The sequence below is a fragment of the Mycobacterium terramassiliense genome (assembly GCF_900157385.1).
GTDB classification, from domain to species: Bacteria; Actinomycetota; Actinomycetes; order Mycobacteriales; family Mycobacteriaceae; genus Mycobacterium; species Mycobacterium terramassiliense.
The window spans coordinates 1,284,050-1,301,041 of record NZ_LT717701.1 but is presented as its reverse complement, the minus strand read 5'-3'; the positions used below and the strand labels follow the sequence as shown (position 1 = coordinate 1,301,041).

19 protein-coding genes are annotated in these 16,992 nt (G+C 64.1%); 13 read left to right on the top strand and 6 right to left on the bottom strand.

What is annotated here, in order from left to right:
- Positions 1-205: 205 nt before the first annotated feature.
- Together MTAB308_RS20865 and MTAB308_RS20860 are read left to right on the top strand one after the other, a co-directional pair.
- Entirely contained in the window at positions 206-697 is a 492-nt protein-coding gene (locus MTAB308_RS20865) for a hypothetical protein (RefSeq protein WP_077101744.1), read from the top strand.
- A gap of 88 nt (positions 698-785) precedes the next feature.
- On the top strand, positions 786-1,310 hold the full coding sequence (locus MTAB308_RS20860) for a hypothetical protein (protein WP_077101742.1): 525 nt from the start codon (positions 786-788) through the stop codon (positions 1,308-1,310).
- 362 nt (positions 1,311-1,672) lie between these two features.
- Here MTAB308_RS20860 and MTAB308_RS20855 read toward each other — a convergent pair whose 3' ends face one another.
- Entirely contained in the window at positions 1,673-2,665 is a 993-nt protein-coding gene (locus tag MTAB308_RS20855; protein ID WP_245831535.1) for a DUF4192 family protein, read from the bottom strand.
- Between the two features lie 55 nt (positions 2,666-2,720).
- Here MTAB308_RS20855 and MTAB308_RS20850 point away from each other — a divergent pair, with 55 nt between their 5' ends.
- The 11 genes from MTAB308_RS20850 to MTAB308_RS20805 all read left to right on the top strand — a co-directional run bounded on the left by MTAB308_RS20850 (position 2,721) and on the right by MTAB308_RS20805 (position 13,853).
- Positions 2,721-3,443: a hypothetical protein gene (locus MTAB308_RS20850; protein WP_077101740.1), complete on the top strand. Its 723-nt coding sequence runs from the start codon at positions 2,721-2,723 to the stop codon at positions 3,441-3,443.
- A gap of 148 nt (positions 3,444-3,591) precedes the next feature.
- Positions 3,592-3,867, top strand: coding sequence for a DUF3892 domain-containing protein (locus tag MTAB308_RS20845; RefSeq protein WP_077101738.1), 276 nt, complete (start codon positions 3,592-3,594; stop codon positions 3,865-3,867).
- Between the two features lie 268 nt (positions 3,868-4,135).
- Positions 4,136-5,173, top strand: coding sequence for a nucleotidyltransferase domain-containing protein (locus tag MTAB308_RS20840; protein WP_245831460.1), 1,038 nt, complete (start codon positions 4,136-4,138; stop codon positions 5,171-5,173).
- Positions 5,174-5,181: 8 nt separating this feature from the next.
- Positions 5,182-6,750 carry a ThiF family adenylyltransferase gene (locus MTAB308_RS20835; protein ID WP_077101733.1) on the top strand — a complete coding sequence of 523 codons (1,569 nt, stop codon included), beginning with the start codon at positions 5,182-5,184 and terminating at the stop codon, positions 6,748-6,750.
- Positions 6,747-7,304, top strand: a complete 558-nt coding sequence (locus MTAB308_RS20830) for a Mov34/MPN/PAD-1 family protein (protein ID WP_077101731.1) — start codon at positions 6,747-6,749, stop codon at positions 7,302-7,304. The genes MTAB308_RS20835 and MTAB308_RS20830 overlap by 4 nt, the downstream gene beginning before the upstream one ends.
- The gene (locus MTAB308_RS20825) at positions 7,301-8,743 is read left to right on the top strand and encodes an SAVED domain-containing protein (protein WP_077101729.1); all 1,443 of its coding nucleotides are present in this window, start codon (positions 7,301-7,303) and stop codon (positions 8,741-8,743) included. Before MTAB308_RS20830 ends, MTAB308_RS20825 begins: the two co-directional genes overlap by 4 nt.
- A 1,011-nt stretch (positions 8,744-9,754) precedes the next feature.
- Positions 9,755-10,858: a tyrosine-type recombinase/integrase gene (locus tag MTAB308_RS20820; protein WP_083746717.1), complete on the top strand. Its 1,104-nt coding sequence runs from the start codon at positions 9,755-9,757 to the stop codon at positions 10,856-10,858.
- Positions 10,855-11,205, top strand: a complete 351-nt coding sequence (locus MTAB308_RS20815; RefSeq protein ID WP_077101727.1) for a helix-turn-helix domain-containing protein — start codon at positions 10,855-10,857, stop codon at positions 11,203-11,205. Before MTAB308_RS20820 ends, MTAB308_RS20815 begins: the two co-directional genes overlap by 4 nt.
- 72 nt (positions 11,206-11,277) lie before the next feature.
- Positions 11,278-12,042, top strand: coding sequence for a hypothetical protein (locus MTAB308_RS30490; RefSeq protein WP_342744165.1), 765 nt, complete (start codon positions 11,278-11,280; stop codon positions 12,040-12,042).
- Positions 11,981-12,697 (top strand): hypothetical protein, encoded by a 717-nt coding sequence (locus MTAB308_RS30485; RefSeq protein ID WP_342744164.1) that lies wholly within the window; start codon positions 11,981-11,983, stop codon positions 12,695-12,697. Before MTAB308_RS30490 ends, MTAB308_RS30485 begins: the two co-directional genes overlap by 62 nt.
- A 394-nt stretch (positions 12,698-13,091) precedes the next feature.
- Positions 13,092-13,853 carry a UPF0489 family protein gene (locus MTAB308_RS20805; protein ID WP_157900996.1) on the top strand — a complete coding sequence of 254 codons (762 nt, stop codon included), beginning with the start codon at positions 13,092-13,094 and terminating at the stop codon, positions 13,851-13,853.
- Positions 13,854-14,019: 166 nt separating this feature from the next.
- On the opposite strand, the gene MTAB308_RS20800 is transcribed toward MTAB308_RS20805, so the two are convergent.
- The 5 genes from MTAB308_RS20800 to MTAB308_RS20785 all read right to left on the bottom strand — a co-directional run bounded on the left by MTAB308_RS20800 (position 14,020) and on the right by MTAB308_RS20785 (position 16,950).
- Positions 14,020-14,925 (bottom strand): hypothetical protein, encoded by a 906-nt coding sequence (locus MTAB308_RS20800; RefSeq protein ID WP_077101723.1) that lies wholly within the window; start codon positions 14,923-14,925, stop codon positions 14,020-14,022.
- Between the two features lie 2 nt (positions 14,926-14,927).
- Positions 14,928-15,491, bottom strand: coding sequence for a hypothetical protein (locus tag MTAB308_RS29055; protein WP_157900995.1), 564 nt, complete (start codon positions 15,489-15,491; stop codon positions 14,928-14,930).
- Positions 15,492-15,600: 109 nt separating this feature from the next.
- On the bottom strand, positions 15,601-15,810 hold the full coding sequence (locus tag MTAB308_RS20790; protein WP_077104588.1) for an ABC transporter ATP-binding protein: 210 nt from the start codon (positions 15,808-15,810) through the stop codon (positions 15,601-15,603).
- A 196-nt stretch (positions 15,811-16,006) separates the two neighbouring features.
- Positions 16,007-16,171, bottom strand: coding sequence for a hypothetical protein (locus tag MTAB308_RS29050; protein WP_157900994.1), 165 nt, complete (start codon positions 16,169-16,171; stop codon positions 16,007-16,009).
- Positions 16,168-16,950 (bottom strand): sigma-70 RNA polymerase sigma factor region 4 domain-containing protein, encoded by a 783-nt coding sequence (locus MTAB308_RS20785; RefSeq protein WP_077101719.1) that lies wholly within the window; start codon positions 16,948-16,950, stop codon positions 16,168-16,170. Before MTAB308_RS20785 ends, MTAB308_RS29050 begins: the two co-directional genes overlap by 4 nt.
- Positions 16,951-16,992 lie beyond the last annotated feature (42 nt).

Sequence of the window (16,992 nt, the reverse complement as noted above, 5' to 3'; positions counted from 1 at the left end):
CGGGTGCCTCACTAACGGTGACGTCCGCACCAGTCCCTGGGTGCAAGAGGTTTGATGTTCGGTGGCCGGTTGGAGTTAGGGTGCCCTAAGTGATGGTGGGCTGGTGTGGTGAGCGGTCGGGTCCGGGCATCCGGAGGACGATGGTGGCGGAGATTGTTGTGTTCGGGTGCGGCGTAAGGGTTTTGCGGGCTTTAGCGTGGCAGACATGGGAAACAAGACGGTCAGCAAACAGGCCCGGCGGGCGGCGCGCGAAGCCGCGGCCGCCGCGGCCGAAGAGGTCATCCGGCGCACGAAGGCCAATGTGGAGGATCTCGCGGCGTTCTTCGACGCGAGGGATCGCGCTGAGGCGGTCGATGTGTGGCTGGCCGAGCGGCAGCAGGCGTTGACCGAGCAGGCCGCGCAGCGGCGCGCGGGCCAGCGCCTGGCGTGCGGGACGGCGCTGCGGTCGCTGCGTGATCGCGGGGAGACGCTGCGCGAGATCTCGCGGTTGGCAGGGATCAGCGAGAAAGCAGTGCGGGAGTTGATCCGGGAAGCCGAATCGCCGGAGGCGGTGACGGCGCAGGTCGAGATCCCCGCGAGTGCGGGCACGGCGGCACCGCTGGCGGCGCCGGCAGAAAGTCTCGTGGCCAGCGAGATGGACGCGCACGCTACGCAGGCCGGAGGGCTCACACCGGAGCCGGTGTCAGCGCGGACCTAGCGCGGTCGGGGGCTTGTGTCGGTGCGCGCTGCGATGATGGCGGCGACGGGCGGTCTGGGGCCGCTGGAGCCGAAAGCAAGTGGGAGTCATGGGGGTTTCGCAACCGCTACGCCTCGTGGTGGACCCGCACGTGCACTGCGAGGAGCTAGAGCGGTTCGAGGACAACGTCGTTCGCGGTCCGGGCACGCAGGATTGCGCGATCTGGTGTTCGGCGATCGGGGCGGACGGTTACGGCCGATTTTGGCTGCGCCGCGGTGGCACACGGGTCATGGTGCGCGCCAATCGTTACGCGCTGGCCGCGTCATTGAACGGTGAGGCGTTGGAGCCGTGGGTGCGTGCGCTGCACGGCTGCGACAACCCGGTATGTGTGCGGGCGAGTCAGCCCGGAGAGCTCGGTCTGCTGCACGTGATCGCTGGCTCACAACGCGACAACATGGTGATGATGGCGCGCGCCGGCCGCGGCGGCGGCCGGGTAGTCGTGCGCCGCGGCGATCATGGGCTCAACGCACGCCGTGCCCGGGCGGTGGCGCTACGCGAAGCGGTGCGCCACGGATGGGACGCAGAGGCTGTCGAGGCAGCGCTGCTCGGTTCCACCGATCCGACACTGTGGTAAGCCGCTGACCGGCAACACAATCGGACGCGCCGCCGGTTGGTGGCGCGCGTCGTCGGAGCGCGTGTGGTGTTGAGGGAACGGGCGCACGAGGCCAACGGTGTGACGCTTTTGAGGACTGGCAGCGGCCGAGGTGTGGCGGGGCGGTGTCGTCGCGGCGGAGAGTGTCCCGCGTGGGGTCTGGGAGCCCAATTGCTAGCGACGAGGCCCAGGCGGCCGGCGGGCACCCTAGAGCGCGCCGGTGGCGAAGTCCTGGCGAGCGGTGGCGCGCGCTGCGTGGGTTGGTGAGAAATGCGGGAAGGAAAAAGGGGGCCCGGCCAACCCCGCGGATGCAGGTGCTGGCCGGGCCCGGGGAATGGTGAGGGTTAGTCGCTGTTGGTGGCGTCGACGATGGCGCGGCTGATCTGGTGAGGCGTTAGGCCCGAGCGCAGCGCGGTCAGCAGCATGAGAGCAAGTCGTGGTGGCGGGGTCTGCGTGGCTTGGGCTTCACCCAGTGCCGCGTCTGCGGCGATGCCGGCACGAACGGTGTCGCCCAGGAAGCAGTAGCAGGCGGCAGCGATGGTAAGTGCCTCGGCGCGGGGCTGACCCCGCAGCCGCCGGGCGATGTGGGTCCACAGGTAGGCCGCGGTATCGGTGTGTTGGGCGGCGGCGGCGATCATGGCGTCGCGCACGGCGACGTCGGCGGTGATGGCGATGCCGGCGCGGGTGGGCAGGCTGCGGTTGATGGGGTGCCCTTCGAGGGCGTCGGTGATCTCTTGGGCAACCTGGATCACGAGCTCGCCGTGGTCTCCCAAAGCCATCGGTGGTGCTGCGGGCAGGTAAGCGAATTCGGCTTCGATGTCGCCGCGGCCGGGGCTGACGCGCTCACCGCCGAGGACTCGGTGGGCGGTGACGAGCGAGTCGGTATAGGGATAGGTGGGGCCGGTGGCGCCGCTGTCGGGGTCATACCAGTGCCCTTCGGTGGTGACATCGCGGGTCATGATCCGGCGCAGGACGGGGATCCCGGCGGCACGCAGTGCCACGCTCACGGCGTCGAGGATAGTGAGGGCGTGCCATTCGTGGGCCTGGTCGCAGACGGCCAGGAGCACGGCGGCGTGGCTGGTCTCGGGTCGCAGGTTGACGGTGGCCGGGAATTTCGCGGCTCGTTCGACCGAGACAGTGATGTCGAATCGAATCGCGGTGCAGCGTGTAGGCCACGATGCTGTTGGTGGGGCCGAAGCCCAGCACGGCCGGCAGTTCCTTATTCGAGCTGCGTGTTGAGAGCAGTTCCCCAGCCGGGGCCGGATTCCCCGCGGAGCCCGTAGGGCCTCCGACACCACCGCTGGCGTCCTCACCACTATCGCCGTGCAAACCTTCATGATCACATTGGTGTGATACAGTAATGGTGTAGATGACCTGGGTGGAGGTGTATCGATGTCGCACGAGGTTAACGGCTTCATGGAATTCCTGGAGTTACAGGATGGGACGGACTTGGTGACGAAGACCGAACTCCTCAACGAGGTGCGGGAGGCCGGTTTCAAAGTTTCCGATCGCAACCTGACGTATTACATGTCCTCCGGGCTGATACCGCTGAGCGCGCGCCTCGGGTCTCGGAGCGCGGGCGTCTATCCCAAGGTCGTAGTGGAACTGATGACCTGGCTGCTGTACATGCGCAGGATCGGGGTCTCCATTGAGTCGCTGCGCGAGCTGTTACCGGTGTGGAAGTTCCTGATGAGGTCGCTCAGGGGCAAGCACATGCGACTCGACCTCGCAGAATTTGAATTCGTTGCCATGCAGCATATTTCGTCGTCGGACGCCTTCTGCGCGGTACCAGCGACGGTCTCCTACGTACTCGGATCACTCTGCGACTGTTGCCGTCGAGACATCACGTTGGTCGACCGCGACGGCCATGAGAGCACTGCGGACGAGTACACCAGCATCGGTTTCGCCATCGCGGCCCCGCTGGACGGTGATGGGAACGGCGAACGGCCGGTGGATAGGTGGGCGGCCCGCACTCGTCTGAGTCTGGCTGTTCCGCGACCCCAGAGTGTGGATCCGACGACGGTCAGGCTCGGTCGCAAGGTCGGCGAGCCGTGGCCGGCGGATGAGCCGGCGTCCCACCTGAACGGCCGGAGAGAGGAGCGGACCGAAACCTAGACCACGGAAAAAAGGTTGGACGAGCACGGCAATGCTCGTCCAACCGGGGGCCGATATACGACCCGGTACAACAGCCATGAGTGTACGGCCCCAATCCCCGATCTGCGCAATCCCGCACGGATCGACACAGAACTGATTGGAGGCCCCCGTGGCCATTCGCATTACCGCAATTCGCCTGTCGGGCGGTACTACTCACCAGCACATCACGAACCTGTGGTGGACCAACCAGGTGAACAACGAGACCGGTTCCAGCACGCGTGCTGCGGTGGTCGAGTTCATCGAGGACGGCGGCAAGGCCTTTGTCGACGAAGGCGGCCGCCGGGTCGACGTCTACGTACGGGCCCCCGCGTCGGGGCCGAAGTACGTGCAGACACAGGCCGACGGTTACTGGAAGAACAACCTGCTCGCGCTCCCGCACAAGTAGCTCGGATCGGTGGGACGGTCTCGGCGGCGCCGGGGCCGTCCTGCCTTCGAAACCCTTGTCGATCAACCAAGCTCGATTTCCGCCCAGGAGGCGCACACCATGTATCCAACAACGGTGGCCCACGCGGCAGCCGTCCGACCGCAGCGGAGACCCCTCGATGGGTGCCGCTGCCGAGGTCGACCTGTCGGAGGCACAACCTACTGTCTAAGAAGGTGTCACGGAGGAACGGAATATGACAGATCTGCTTAACGAGGAGTTCGCGCAGGCGGTGCGCAACGTCAGCATTCACGGGGACAAACGTGACCGCGCAATCGCCGCACACTCCGAGGTGCGTGACCTGCTCGAGGCTGACGCTGAGCTGCGTGGCTGGGGCATCGACACGCGACTCATCGGTTCCTACGCGCGCCAGACTGCGCGATATCCGGGCAAGGATGTCGACGTCTTTCTGCGGTTCGACAATCTCTCCGTGCGGCACAGTCCGGAGAAGATCTACGACGCCGTCGAGCGGGTGCTGGTCGATGGGTACGGTGTGAAGGGAGAAGATGAGGGGGGCCGCGTGACTCGTCAGGCGCGGTCGCTCAAGATCGACTTCCCCGACCCTGAGGCCCACTTTAGCGATGTCGCGTTCGCTATCGACGCGGTGCCGGCGGTGCGCTGCCAGAGCCACTGGGCTATCCCGAATCGGGATCGTGACAAGTGGGACAGCGACGAAAAGCGTTGGATCAAGACCGATCCGGTGCAGTTCGCTGACGACACGAACACATTGGCCACTGCGTCGTGGAGCCCGACGGTCGGCGGGGCGAACGCCTACCGGCCGGTCGTGCGGTTGCTGCGGCAGGTCCGGCACGTCCACCTCGGCGGCCAGCGCCCGGGTGGCCTGTTCGTCGAGATCGCCGCCTACTACGTGTGGAACGAACGGCTCGTCACAGGAACCTCCTACCCCCAGCTGCTGGCCTCGACCTTCAAACACGTCGGGGCGCGGTTGATCGACAGTGCTGTCGGCGGGTTGCCCGACCCCGTGCTCGGCACGCCGCTCAAGCCCGTCCTCGAACCCTGGGAGTGGACCTCGGCGGGTCAGACCTTCGAGCGTCTGGCCCGCGAGGCCTACGCGGCGCTCGATGCAGAGCGGTGCCGGGCTGCCAAGCTGTGGCGCGACATCCTCGGCACCAACGACCGCGGACAGGTTCTCCCGCTGCCCGACGGCTGCGATGCGGCCGGATTTCCGGTCGGATCTGTCACCGCCGTCGGTGCACTGGGCAGCAATCGGTCGCGCGGCTTCGCCGTGACCGCCGTGCGTCGCCGCTGAGCAGGCTGTTGGATACCTACGACGACGCCGCGTTCGATCGATTCTGTTCGGAACTGGTCAATGCTGGCTTCTCTCCCAGCGGCGAAGATGCCAACCCGTATTGGACGGGGCCGATTCGGGCGAGCCTGCAGCCTCTCACCGACGCCACTCGGATGCAGATCCACATCTATCCGGGGTGGCCGCTGCGCTACGCACACGTCTTCGTCGCGGGTCTAGGCACCGAGCACGCCGCGCGAGGCACCATCTGTCTGTGGGCCGAAGACGATCCAGCCCAGATCGATGGCCGTGAGCTGCAAGGCCTTTGGGATCGCCTAGACCAGTGGGCCGCCGCAGCCCAGGCCGGATTCCATGCCGAGGACCGAGCACTCGACGCGTACCTTCTCTACGACGAGCAAAGCACCTACCGCGCCGAACTACCCCTGCGGGACTTGATCACCCGCGGCACTAACGGCTACACCGCCGAGGTGTTCGCGACCATCCAGGGCAAGACACTGCTCATCGAACACGGCAACCCTCCAGACCGCCGTACCATCGGCAAGCCCGTCCTTACCGGCGCGTTCTACTTGCGCAACCACCTCCCCGAGCCGCCGCGCACCCTCAACGACGTCCTCGCCGCACTGACCCGTCGCCAACGCAAGAACCTCACATATGGATTGTCCGACAGATCCGACACGGTGTTCACCGAACCCAGCGGCGGGCACGACTTCATCGTGCTGGCCTGGCCACGCCATGATGCCGACTATGACGCTGTCGTGCTCGGCATGACCGGTACCGGCGACACGTTGCGCACCGCCGCGCTGCCGGCGACATCCAACGACGTGCAGGCGTTACGACGACGCGCCGGATCCGACGCCGACCTCCTCGCCCGCAAGGTCGTCCTGATCGCCGGCGCCGGTTCCGTCGGCGGACACGTCGCGGTCGCCGTGGCTTCCAGCGGCGTTGGCACGATCCACCTACATGACAGTGACCTGTTGACGAGCACCAACCTTGCCCGCCACGTCGGCACCCGCCACTTCGTGGGCTACCGCAAGACCAACGCGGTGGCGGTTATCGTCGGTCAACACGCACCATGGACCAGCGTGACTCGACATGACGACCTGCCCTATGACCCCGCCGAGTTGCTCGCCGCGATCGAGGGAGTCGACCTGGTCATCGACTGCACGGGGGTCTTGCCGATGACCGCCGCGCTCGCTGACGCGTGCCGTCGAAGCGGCGTGGCGCTCATCGTCGGTGCCCTGTTCCATCACGGCGCGCTGGCCCGTGTGCAACGGCAAGCCGAGGGTGACACCCCGATCGCTGCACGCCCGGCCGATCCGCGCTACCACGCGCTACCACCCGACGATCGGGCGACAGCCACGGCGGGTTTCCTCGAACTCGGCTGCACCGCCCCAGTGAACAACGCCTCACCAGTCGCGGTCCTTACCGCCGCGGCCGACACAGCCTGTGCCGCCGTCGATCTGCTGACCACCAGGCGTGAACGCGCCGACGAATGCATCACTGTCCTGCGCCCGATGAGCCCTCCATTCGACCGCACGGGCGCTCTGGAGCCTTGTGGCGACTCGTCGGAGGATTCATGAACACCAGCACCAAGTTGTGGATCACCGAGGCCGCCCGCACGACGATGGCGGCCGCCGCGGCACGGGCGCACCCCATTGAAACCGGCGGCATCTTGATCGGTGTCTATCTCGATGGGCATCCGTGGATCACCACCGCCGTCGAGATCCCTACCATCGAGCGCGGCAGATCCCACTACCGGATTCCTGCCGGCGCCACCCATGTGGCCGTCCTGGGGGCGCGAGCGGTCGATCACCGACTTGGCTACCTCGGCGACTGGCACAGCCACCCTCACGACGTCGGCCCCAGCCCGAAAGACCTGGCATCGCTGGCGCTGGTGTCGATGAAGCGGCCGCGGCTGCCCAACCCTACCCAAATCGTGCTCCGCAGAACCGATCACGGATACACCCTCGACGCCCGACGCATCGTCGCCTTCACCCCCCGCGTCTGCACCATCGAACTGACCGGCGCGCTACCGCGCGCATCACAGCACGCCGACGAGGTCACCGGCCGCGGCAATTTACCACCAGACGACATTCGTACATTTACGACTGATTCTCCAGGAGCACAACCATGACTGGCAATGACATGCCCAGCGCGAGCGGTGTCCGGATCGCCGGCGATGACTACCAATGGCTGCACGTCTGGCGAGCCTGCATGGAAGCCCTACACCACGACCTGACAAAGAACACCGACAACCCGACGATCGCCGTCGGCGTCGAAGAACCCGGTGTCGGAAACGGCGACGACGTCGTCCGTCACCGAATGCGATCCCCGCACGCATACACACAAGTCAAGTACGCCGTTGACAACCGCATCTCGGTCGGGCTGGCCTACCTGGACGACGAGGGGATCCTCAAGAAGATGCTGGCCGCGCACAAGAACCTGACCGCCGACGGCAATCCCGTCGAGATGCGACTGGCCACCAACCGCACCCACGATCCCGCCGACGTGCTGCTACGAGATCGCGACGGGCGCGACGGCAGACTGGTCCCCCGTGCCGTCCAAGGTGGCCCAAACTCGGAGCGGGGTAAGGCGCGAAAGGCGTGGGCCATAGCCGCAGACACCGATGAGCCCACCCTGATGGCCTTCCTTGACGACCTCCACTTCGACATCGCCTACGACCTCAAGCGTCTACGTGACGAAGTCGGCCTCTTGATGACCGCCAACGGTCTGCGATCGGACGAGAACGCCGTCGACCAGGGTGCGGACTGGGTGGCCAAGCAAGTCATCGCCGGGCATCGCCGCCTCAACCTCTCCGACATCAGGCAAGCCGTCACCACACTAGATCTGCAACGGGGCTCACCGTGGACGACTGTGTCGGTCGCGACCATCAAGCACGACGAACTCGCCGACCAGGCCGCCGTGAGCGTCGACTGGGTGGATAGGGTCTCGGGAGAGAAGGACTGGCACCGGGTTGCACCGATGCCTCCACATACATGGGACGATCTGGCCGCCGACATCGCTACCGTCCCAACACAACTCGGTGGCGCCCGTCGCATCCTCGTCAGTGGGCACATGCGGCAGGCGACCGGATTCCTGCTCGGTGCTGAGCTGCGCCGCGTCTTGCGCTACGAAGTCGGCGTACGCCAAGGCGATCAGCTTTGGAGCAGCGAAGAAAAGACCGAAGCCTTCTCCCTCAAGGTGACCGAGCAATCCGTCGGGCTCGGTTCGGATACGGCGCTCATCGTCAACGTCGCTGCCGACTTCGCCGACCAGGCAGCCGACTGGATTCGCCACATCGGATTGCCCGTCGCGACTATCGTGACCGCTACCCCATCGACAGGGGCGAGTCCGACCGCCGTCACCACCCCGGTAGCGGCGAACAGCTTCGCAGTCCAGATCCGTGATCTCGCTCGTCGGCACGGCACCTCAGGAACGTTGCACCTGTTCCTCATCGGCCCACTTGGTCTCGCCGTGTTGCTCGGACACCACTGGAACCGAGTCACCACCACCCACGTCTACGAGCATCTAGGTGCACAGGGTTACGCCCATGCGTTCACCGTCGACGCGTAGTCCGGCCTCAACTGTCGTTCGGGGCGGAACCACACAGCTGGAATCGCGTCATAGATCGAGTGGCTGCAAAGACCCGAAAGTACCCAAGCCTTGCTGAGGCCACCGGTTCACGTTCACGCGTGTCGCCCTCGCTGAACATTCGGCGCCAACACATGTCCAATCTGCAGTCCTGGTAGCCGAGGACATCATCAACTATGTAACGGATACCATCGCCCCTTTACAGCCAAGCCCGTTCTCACCGAATCTGCAGCATTCTCACCGCAACTGGGATAGATAGCACACAACCGAGGACCTGAGGCCGCACGCTGCCAGCGCCGTTTGACAAACTCAACACAGCGGCCGACCCACTGGTGGGCCATCGCGAACACCGATCGCACCCGCACTTCGAGCCGCTCGGCCTACGATGCCTGGATCCGTGGGACCGGTGACGCCGAAATTCGCGATCGAAGCGAGGTCAGGTGGGAACCCCCCCCCTCGGGAATTAGGCCATGTGCCTCAGTTTCAATGACAATGCCTCAGATTCGGCGAGAACGGACAATTGGTTTCGCCGTCAACGCGGTTGAGAAGCCGGTTTGGACCGCGCCGGTCGCTTCGGTGGCCCCTGAGTCCCCCGCCGCAAAGAAGCCCGGACTGGTTACAACGGTTCGGGTGAGTCGAGCAGTCGATATGTGACTCTGATTGTTAACGGGCCCACTCCTGCTGTGCGCCAGCATTTTCCGTCCGATTCCATGGATAATCGTCATTATCCATGAAGAACTGCCGCATATTTCATCAGATGAAACAATCGCGTATCTGACGGCCCGGCCGGTTGGACGAATCTTTTCACATGAACGCTGGCTTTGAACTGGGGATTTGGTATCGCTGCGACCGTGGCTGCGGTGGTTGTCGTGGTGGTTCTGCCGCAGCAGCAGAACGAATCGCTTCCGGAGTGCTGTACGGACCTGCACCGATGTGGTATTGATTCAGTAGGTGATTCAATGATTCATCGAATGAGACCACCGGGAGGTCGTGTTGGGCGTCGACAAGAGTGGCCGCGTCTACGTCGTGGGCGCGGTTCCGCTGCTGCATCCCGAGGTGCAGACGGTGCAGGAGATGCTGGAGGGCTGGCGTAACCAGCAGCTGTGTCGGAATCTGGCACACGACACGATCGAGGATCGGATCCGCCTGGTTGAGCGGTTCCTGGCGTACACCAATGAGTTTCCGTGGACGTGGACGCCGGCCATGGTTGAGGAGTTCTTCAGTGACCTGCGCTCGGTGAAAAGGCGTAGGCAGTCGACGATCCGCGGTTACCAGAACGCGCTGCGGCTGTTTTGTTCTTATGTCAGCGATCCCGATTACGGCTGGGATCGGGTGTGCGAGCAGCGGTTCGGCACCCACCCCGCCCAGGTGTTTTTCGAATGGAACACCGCCATGCACGTCCAGGACAACGAGCAGGCTCCGACCAAGCGGGCGTTCACCAAGCGCGAGCTGCAGGATTTCTTCGATCATGCCGACGACCGGGTGGCGCTGATCGCCGCCTCCGCCCGTAAGGGCTGGCTGCCGGCGTACCGCGATTCGGTGATGTTCAAGCTGGCCTACTCCTATGGCCTTCGGTTCAACGAGCTACGCCACCTGCAGACGGTGGACTTCGCCCGCAATCCGCACGCCCGAGAGTTCGGCCGCTACGGGCTGGTCCACGTGCGCTACGGCAAGGCCAAGAAGGGTTCGCCGCACAAAAGGCGCAGTGTGCTGACAGTCTTCGATTGGACACCCGAGGTCATCGGCGACTGGTTGGCCTATGGGCAGCCCAATATGGACGACGGTATTGACCTGTTTCCCAGCGAGCGCGGCGCGCTGGTCTCCGAAGATACGCTGCTGCGGCGGTTTCGGCGTTACTGCACCGACCTCGAGCTGTCGGCCGGACTGGATTTGCACTCGTTGCGCCGCTCCTATGCCACCCATCTCATTGAGGATGGCTGGGACCCGATGTTTGTTCAGCACCAAATGGGCCACGAACACGCCAGCACCACCGCGCTTTACACCTGCGTCTCTAACGATTTCCGCACTCGCGCCCTGCGCCGCGCGCTCGACGCCACCATCGCCGACGCTCTTTCGTGGGGCGAGGAGTCCTCATGAAGCGACAAGTCGACTATGCCTGGCGGCTCGCCGAAATCATGGCCGCGCACGGCATGCACAACACTACCGACCTGATTCCCCGCCTTGCCGAACGCGGAATCCAGCTGTCTCGACCGCAAGTGTATCGAGTCGTTCACCAACGGCCAGAACGGGTTTCGCTGCAAATGATCGCCGCCTTGTGCGACATCTTCGGCTGCGGAGTCGAGGACCTGGTCACCGTCACCGCCACCGATGTTCGCCGCAAGAAAACCGCCTCAGCCAGAGCCGCGGCCTCTGCTCCCAACGTCGTGGATCTCAACAAATCCGTGCGCCCGCGCCGGGCCCGGGTGATCCGCGATGACCAATAACCGCACGGCCATGGTCGCGGACGCGGACGACCTCACGTCAAGGGAGAAATCGCGTGTTCACGCTGCGGCCGCATGTCGGTCCAGAACCGCACCCCCTCCTGGCCCGGCGAGCAACTGTGCAACAGCTGCTTTTACACCGCGATGCGCACCCACGGCGTCTGCCCCCGTTGCGGACACGATGGCGTGCTGCCTGGACGCGCCAACCGTACCGATCCCAAGCCGGTATGTCTGACATGCGCGAGCATCCCCGAGGACTACCGATGTCGCACCTGCGCCGCCGAAGGCCAGATCTACCGTGGCGGTCGATGTGCGCGCTGCGCCCTGCGTGATGACCTGACGGCCCTGATCGTGGACGGGGCCGCAGATCCGGCCACGATGAGCACGATCGTAGAAATCCTCTGTGGGGTCGAGCGCCCCGAGAGCATCCTCACCTGGAAACGCTCCCCCAAAGTGCGGTCACTGCTGTCGAGCCTTTCGAGCGGCGAAATTCCCCTTAGCCACGACGGCCTCGACGCCGTCAGTCAACGCACTCAAGAGGTTTCGCATCTGCGCAGCCTGTTCGAGCACCATGGTCTACTCCCCCACCGCGATGAATATCTAGCACGTTTCGAAAGCTGGCTTACCGCCAAACTCGACACCATCGCTCAGCCGGCCATCCGAGCTCCCGTTGAACAGTTCGCCACCTGGCATCATCTGCGCCGGCTGCGCGGCAACTCCACACCAGGGCACGCCTCTGAAAGATCGATGCTATCGGCCAAGCAGCAAGTGACCGCAAGTGACCGAGACGATCAAATTCCTCACCTGGCTGCACGACACCCACCATCGCACCGCAGCTGACTGCCTTCAGCAGGACCTCGACGAATGGCTCGCCAGCGGACCCACCACACGCCACAAAACCCGCGCGTTCTTCGCCTGGGCCAAGAAAAGCAAGATCAACACCACTGTGCGATTCGTAAACCAACAGCCCAAGCACGTTCCTATGCTCACCCAGGAGCAACGGTTGACCTGGATCAAGGCGCTCCTCAGCGGCAACCCGGGATCCCTTCACTACCGAGTCGCCGGCCTTCTGCTCCTGCTCTACGCACAACCACTGGTCAGAATCACCGCACTGCCAGCCACCGCGGTCGCGGTCACCACCAACGACGTGCGCATATCCCTCGGGAACGAACCCGTGCCGGTGCCGGAACCCTCCGCAGGCATCCTTGTCGAGCTAGTACACCGCAGACCCAACCTCCGAACGGCTGGCGGTGGGATCGCCAACCCGTGGCTATTCCCAGCGCAACGACCCGGGAAGCACCTGGACGCAATCACTTTGCAGCATGACCTCACCCGCGCGGGAATCAGTGTTCTCGCTGCACGCAACTCGGCGCTGCGCACGCTTGTCGCTGAGATGCCCCCTCCTATCGTGGCCAAGCTTTTGGGCTTCAGCGACAACTGCACCCAGCGGCACGCCCAACTGGCGGCTCAACCCTGGTCGCGGTACGTCACCTAGCTGACGGCCGAGCGTCGGTAGCTCACCATGTCGGAAACTTGGCGTCAACACGTCGATTTCGACCAAATACGACGGAAACGAATATGCAGCCTCACCGGTAAACCACGCTGCATTCTTTATTCTGTTGTGTGGCACAGTGTTTTACTTTCACCAGACGCCGACCATTGGTTTTGTGTGTTCTAATCTGGTTGTCTCCTAGACGGTTTCGTGTTCATGCGGTTGCGCATCTCCCTGGTTCTCATTCATTATATGAATCATTTGAGCGGGAAGGATGGGGTTGTGCCTGGCCATCGCCGATTGTGGCCTTGAGCCGCTCCCCCGGCTGGGGAACGGCGGCCATCATGGCGCGCAGCCTGCCTACCTGGTTTTGTCGCCAACCGGTAGCGTATATCCCGTGCAGCGTGTGCTCGATATCGACGTTGATTTCTTTGTTGAGCCGACTGTGTATGACCCCGACAGTGATGATGATCGCCCCGACCCCGCCGAGCACACTGTGTGGTCGGCCGCTGAGGCGCTGGGATTTCTACGGGAGCGCTGCGGTCTCGTGGGTCGAGGGCCTGGGTTTCTCACCGAAACCCACGATCAACTATTCGGGTCGTGGCGCAATGCGATTGCTGCTGGCATTCTCAAGCCGCCGTTTCATGTGACACATGTCGATGGGCATGCCGATCTCGGGCTCGGCTACCAGGGCCATGAATACTTGATGACCAACCTCCTATTCCAGGCGCGGGCGGCACGCGCTTACCCAAGCCCATCGCCGGGCGAGCAAGGACTCACCCAGGGAACCTGGCTCCTCTACGCGATCGCCTGCCGCTGGCTAAACGACCTGACCTACGTGCATTTGGACAACGAGAACGGCGGCGCTGAAGCATTCTCGTTCATCCTTAATACCTTGAAGCCGGGCGGCGATGCGATTCAACTCAGGGCAATGACGCCAGAAGCCCTGTCGCACTGGGCACTCAGTGGTTACGCAGATGACTGCGAGTTCGCCCACATCGAGCCTGAAGTCCCCTACGAGGTCTGCCTGTGGAGCAAATGGCAGGCCGAACAGCCTTACGATTTCGTCTGTCTGACCCGATCTCCGCAGTACGCACCGCTCACCGCCGATACCTTGTACGAATTGATCGCCGAAACGTTCATCGACCCGATCACATAGTCGTCATCCGGGTTGTTCCGGCGCCGAAACCTGTGCTGCCGCCATGCCGTCTGGACGGGCGCTCTCCCCCACCGACTCGCTGAGGGATCAAGCTTCCTGTCCGGAGGAATACGGCCGAATCGAATATGGCGGGTTGCCAGTAAATGTCGTTCTGCCCAAGCCGATCTCATTCCGCTTTGGATGACGGTAGGTACCGGATGAGTGTTTCATCACCGGTGTCGGTTGCGCCCCGAAAAAGGTACTGTCCGAGTGCCGTCCACAAGCGGCGTTCCTCATCGGGCGTTTGCGGAGAGGCGACGCCTAGTGCATTGAGCAGATCTCGCCGATGTAGGTCGTAGACCGAGCGGACGAGGTCTCCGAACGCGATCGCAGCGCTGACCGCTGAGCGGTATGTCAGGAACGACAGCAGGGCAGCTCCGAGAGCGCTCGGAATCCAGACCGCACCACCGAGCTGGCCGTTCATGCCCATTGCGGCCGCGATGACCGCGGTTACCGCTGACAGCGTCGCGACCACGACGAACTGGTCGATCGCCCTGCGGCCGTCGTCGACGATGGTGCGGACCGCATCGGGCAGCAGGAGGTATTGGCGTGGCCAGAACAAGACGCTGTCGAGTCCGTATCGTTCTCGGCTGTAGTTCTCAGCAGCCAGCAATGCATTTCCCAGGCGTGTGGGCAGGAAATCATTTGTGCTGGAAGGGAACTCGCGGAGAATCCGGGTGGAGTCGGAGGTGTCGTCGTCGTCGAGCCGACCATAACGGCGCTGTTCCACCCAAATGCCGGGTTTGCGCAGCCAGTGGGGCCGCCAGTAGCCCTCCCACCACCCTACGAGCCTGTCCACCTGCGTGCCGATGAGGACGGCGAACAGCAGCACCGCTGCCGCTGCTGACGCGACGATGAGCCACCGCTCCGGATTTGGCACGGTCCGTGCGAGCTCGCGTACGGCTGCCCAACTACCAGCGGTCACGACCAGGGCGCCCACTGCTGTGATGAAGCCGAGGCTTGGGAGCAGCAGACCGACGAGGAACCGTTTGTCCAGGAGGTCGGCGGTTTTGCCGAAGATGGTGCTGAGCATCGTTACCAGACAAACAAGTGGTCGCTGAGTTGGCGGGGGTTGCTGCAGGGCGGCATCTGCGGTGGCCGCTTCGCGAAATGCTGTGTCCACCCGCATAATTCGTCAGTCTCGTGGTACTGGCAGTATCGGACGATCTTGGGCAGTGTGATGGGGCCCGGCAGGGCGACGCCGCGACTGGCATAGCGTATGCGGAACAATTGGTTCTTCAGCTCAGCGGGGGTGGACACGCCGGCCACGCGACCAGAGTCGACGACCACGATTACCGTCGGCTCAGGGTCAGGTTCTTCGGCGGCTAGTTCATCGGCCACATCCAACACGGCGCCGAAGGTTGAGCGTGCGTCGACGACAATAAATCCGCGCACCCGGCGGGCCAGGTCTTTCAGCGGTGTGAGCGGCGCGGCACGAGAAATCGTGCCAGGTGGGAACGCTGCTGTGGGATCACCGGAATTGTTGATCACGACCACCCAGTGGTCTGGCGCCACCACTGTCCCGGCCTGGGTTTCCTGTCTAACGGACAAGGCAGGATAGAGGCGCGCCTGTGCCAGCTGTCGGTCTGCGCTGACCATCCGATCTCCCGCCGCTCGATATTTGAGTGATGGCTGCCGCTCTTGAGACCGCGGGCGTGATCCGGCAGCACCAGTGGGTGCTACCGGACCACGCCGCCCGCGGGACCTTCTAGACCTGCTGCTGGATGGTGCCGCCCGGATTGCGTTTGGCGGTCGCATTCGTGACAAACTTCCCGGTCGACGCCGAACGGTTGACCGTCCGGTTGTTACCGGTGCCCCGACCGACGCGCTCGGTGGTGGTCTTACCCGGCCACCGCGCAACTGTCGCCTTGCTGACGAACCGGCCGGTGCCGGCGCTTCGATTCACTGAACGGGCCATGAACGTGGCCACTCCTTTCTGGCAGTGCCCGAGACCAGGGAGGACGATCCTCGTGGATCATCTGGGGCTCCGTTACGCTGTTCGACAGCCACCGAGGTGTGGTGCCGGGACGTGGTTCTCGGGCGAGGGCGGGGCCGTGTCAGCGGTCTCGCCCTCGCCGTCTGCATTGACGACATCTCGTTGTAGGGAGACCCGCTCAGCTTCCCCGCAACTTTTCTGGTGGAGGATTTCGCGCCGCGCGGATCTCGGCGGACCGCCGTTTGATCGCGGCGGCGCGCGTTGTGCTGACCGTTCTTCTGGCCGCGACACTGCTCTTGGTGCCTAGCGAGGACTTGGCTACTTGGGACTTGATGTCGCTCATGCCGACCCCGTTCCTTCGATCTTGTGCCGAATCTGTTTCTTGGCGTAGGCGATCATGCTCTCCACCGCTTTCTCTGTTCTGCCCATTCGAGCGGCGATCTCGCGCAGAGTGTATCCGCGGGATTGCATCGTCAGCGCGAGTCGCGCGTCTTGCCGGGTGACACGCTCGAGGGCCTGTTCTGCGGCAAGTGTGCGTAGCACGTCGGATTCGACGTCGGTGAGGGCCGCCTGCTCCACGGCGCGGACATCGGTGTCCTCCCCGAGGAGGTCGCGGCCTTGTTCGGTGAGCCAGCGATTCATCACTGCCACGAATCGAATCAAACACTGGCCGACGAAGAATGTCCGCAAGGACGCCCCGCGTACGGGGTCCCACCTGCCGGGCAGCAGGACACGGTCCCGGAAGTAGAACAGCGCTTCGGCCACGGTCTCGTCGGCGATCTCATCGACGTCACCGACGCCGAGATCGACCTCTTCGAGATTCGGGATGTGCCGGAGCTTCTTCTCGCGGCAGCGCGCCTCGATGACGCCACGGGTCAACCATCCGGCGATGATGGCGTGACCGTAGCGGGCCAAGACCGTCTCGACGTAGTCGTAGTCCTGACCGGCGAACCCCTGGCGGCGCAGGCCGGCATAGAGTGCCGTGTCCGCGGCGAGCCGGTCGACCTGCTCAGCAAGCGACAGGTGCTCCGACTGGAGCCATTCCTCGATGGCGGACCCAGGCGCCCCGACCTCAACCGCAGGCAACTCCGCGGGACCATCCCCGGTGCTGACCACGGCCATCCTCCGATCGCTAGTGTGAGCTCGACCTGTTGTAGGGCCAAC

What these genes read in the sequence shown, in the direction of transcription:
- MTAB308_RS20865 (WP_077101744.1), top strand. Translation starts at nt 206, where the DNA reads ATGGGAAACAAGACGGTCAGCAAACAGGCCCGGCGGGCGGCGCGCGAA.
- MTAB308_RS20860 (WP_077101742.1), top strand. Translation starts at nt 786, where the DNA reads ATGGGGGTTTCGCAACCGCTACGCCTCGTGGTGGACCCGCACGTGCAC.
- MTAB308_RS20855 (WP_245831535.1), bottom strand. Translation starts at nt 2,665, where the DNA reads ATGAAGGTTTGCACGGCGATAGTGGTGAGGACGCCAGCGGTGGTGTCG.
- MTAB308_RS20850 (WP_077101740.1), top strand. Translation starts at nt 2,721, where the DNA reads ATGTCGCACGAGGTTAACGGCTTCATGGAATTCCTGGAGTTACAGGAT.
- MTAB308_RS20830 (WP_077101731.1), top strand. Translation starts at nt 6,747, where the DNA reads ATGAACACCAGCACCAAGTTGTGGATCACCGAGGCCGCCCGCACGACG.
- MTAB308_RS20825 (WP_077101729.1), top strand. Translation starts at nt 7,301, where the DNA reads ATGACTGGCAATGACATGCCCAGCGCGAGCGGTGTCCGGATCGCCGGC.
- MTAB308_RS20815 (WP_077101727.1), top strand. Translation starts at nt 10,855, where the DNA reads ATGAAGCGACAAGTCGACTATGCCTGGCGGCTCGCCGAAATCATGGCC.
- MTAB308_RS30490 (WP_342744165.1), top strand. Translation starts at nt 11,278, where the DNA reads ATGTCGGTCCAGAACCGCACCCCCTCCTGGCCCGGCGAGCAACTGTGC.
- MTAB308_RS20800 (WP_077101723.1), bottom strand. Translation starts at nt 14,925, where the DNA reads ATGCTCAGCACCATCTTCGGCAAAACCGCCGACCTCCTGGACAAACGG.
- MTAB308_RS29055 (WP_157900995.1), bottom strand. Translation starts at nt 15,491, where the DNA reads ATGGTCAGCGCAGACCGACAGCTGGCACAGGCGCGCCTCTATCCTGCC.
- MTAB308_RS20790 (WP_077104588.1), bottom strand. Translation starts at nt 15,810, where the DNA reads ATGGCCCGTTCAGTGAATCGAAGCGCCGGCACCGGCCGGTTCGTCAGC.
- MTAB308_RS29050 (WP_157900994.1), bottom strand. Translation starts at nt 16,171, where the DNA reads ATGAGCGACATCAAGTCCCAAGTAGCCAAGTCCTCGCTAGGCACCAAG.
- MTAB308_RS20785 (WP_077101719.1), bottom strand. Translation starts at nt 16,950, where the DNA reads ATGGCCGTGGTCAGCACCGGGGATGGTCCCGCGGAGTTGCCTGCGGTT.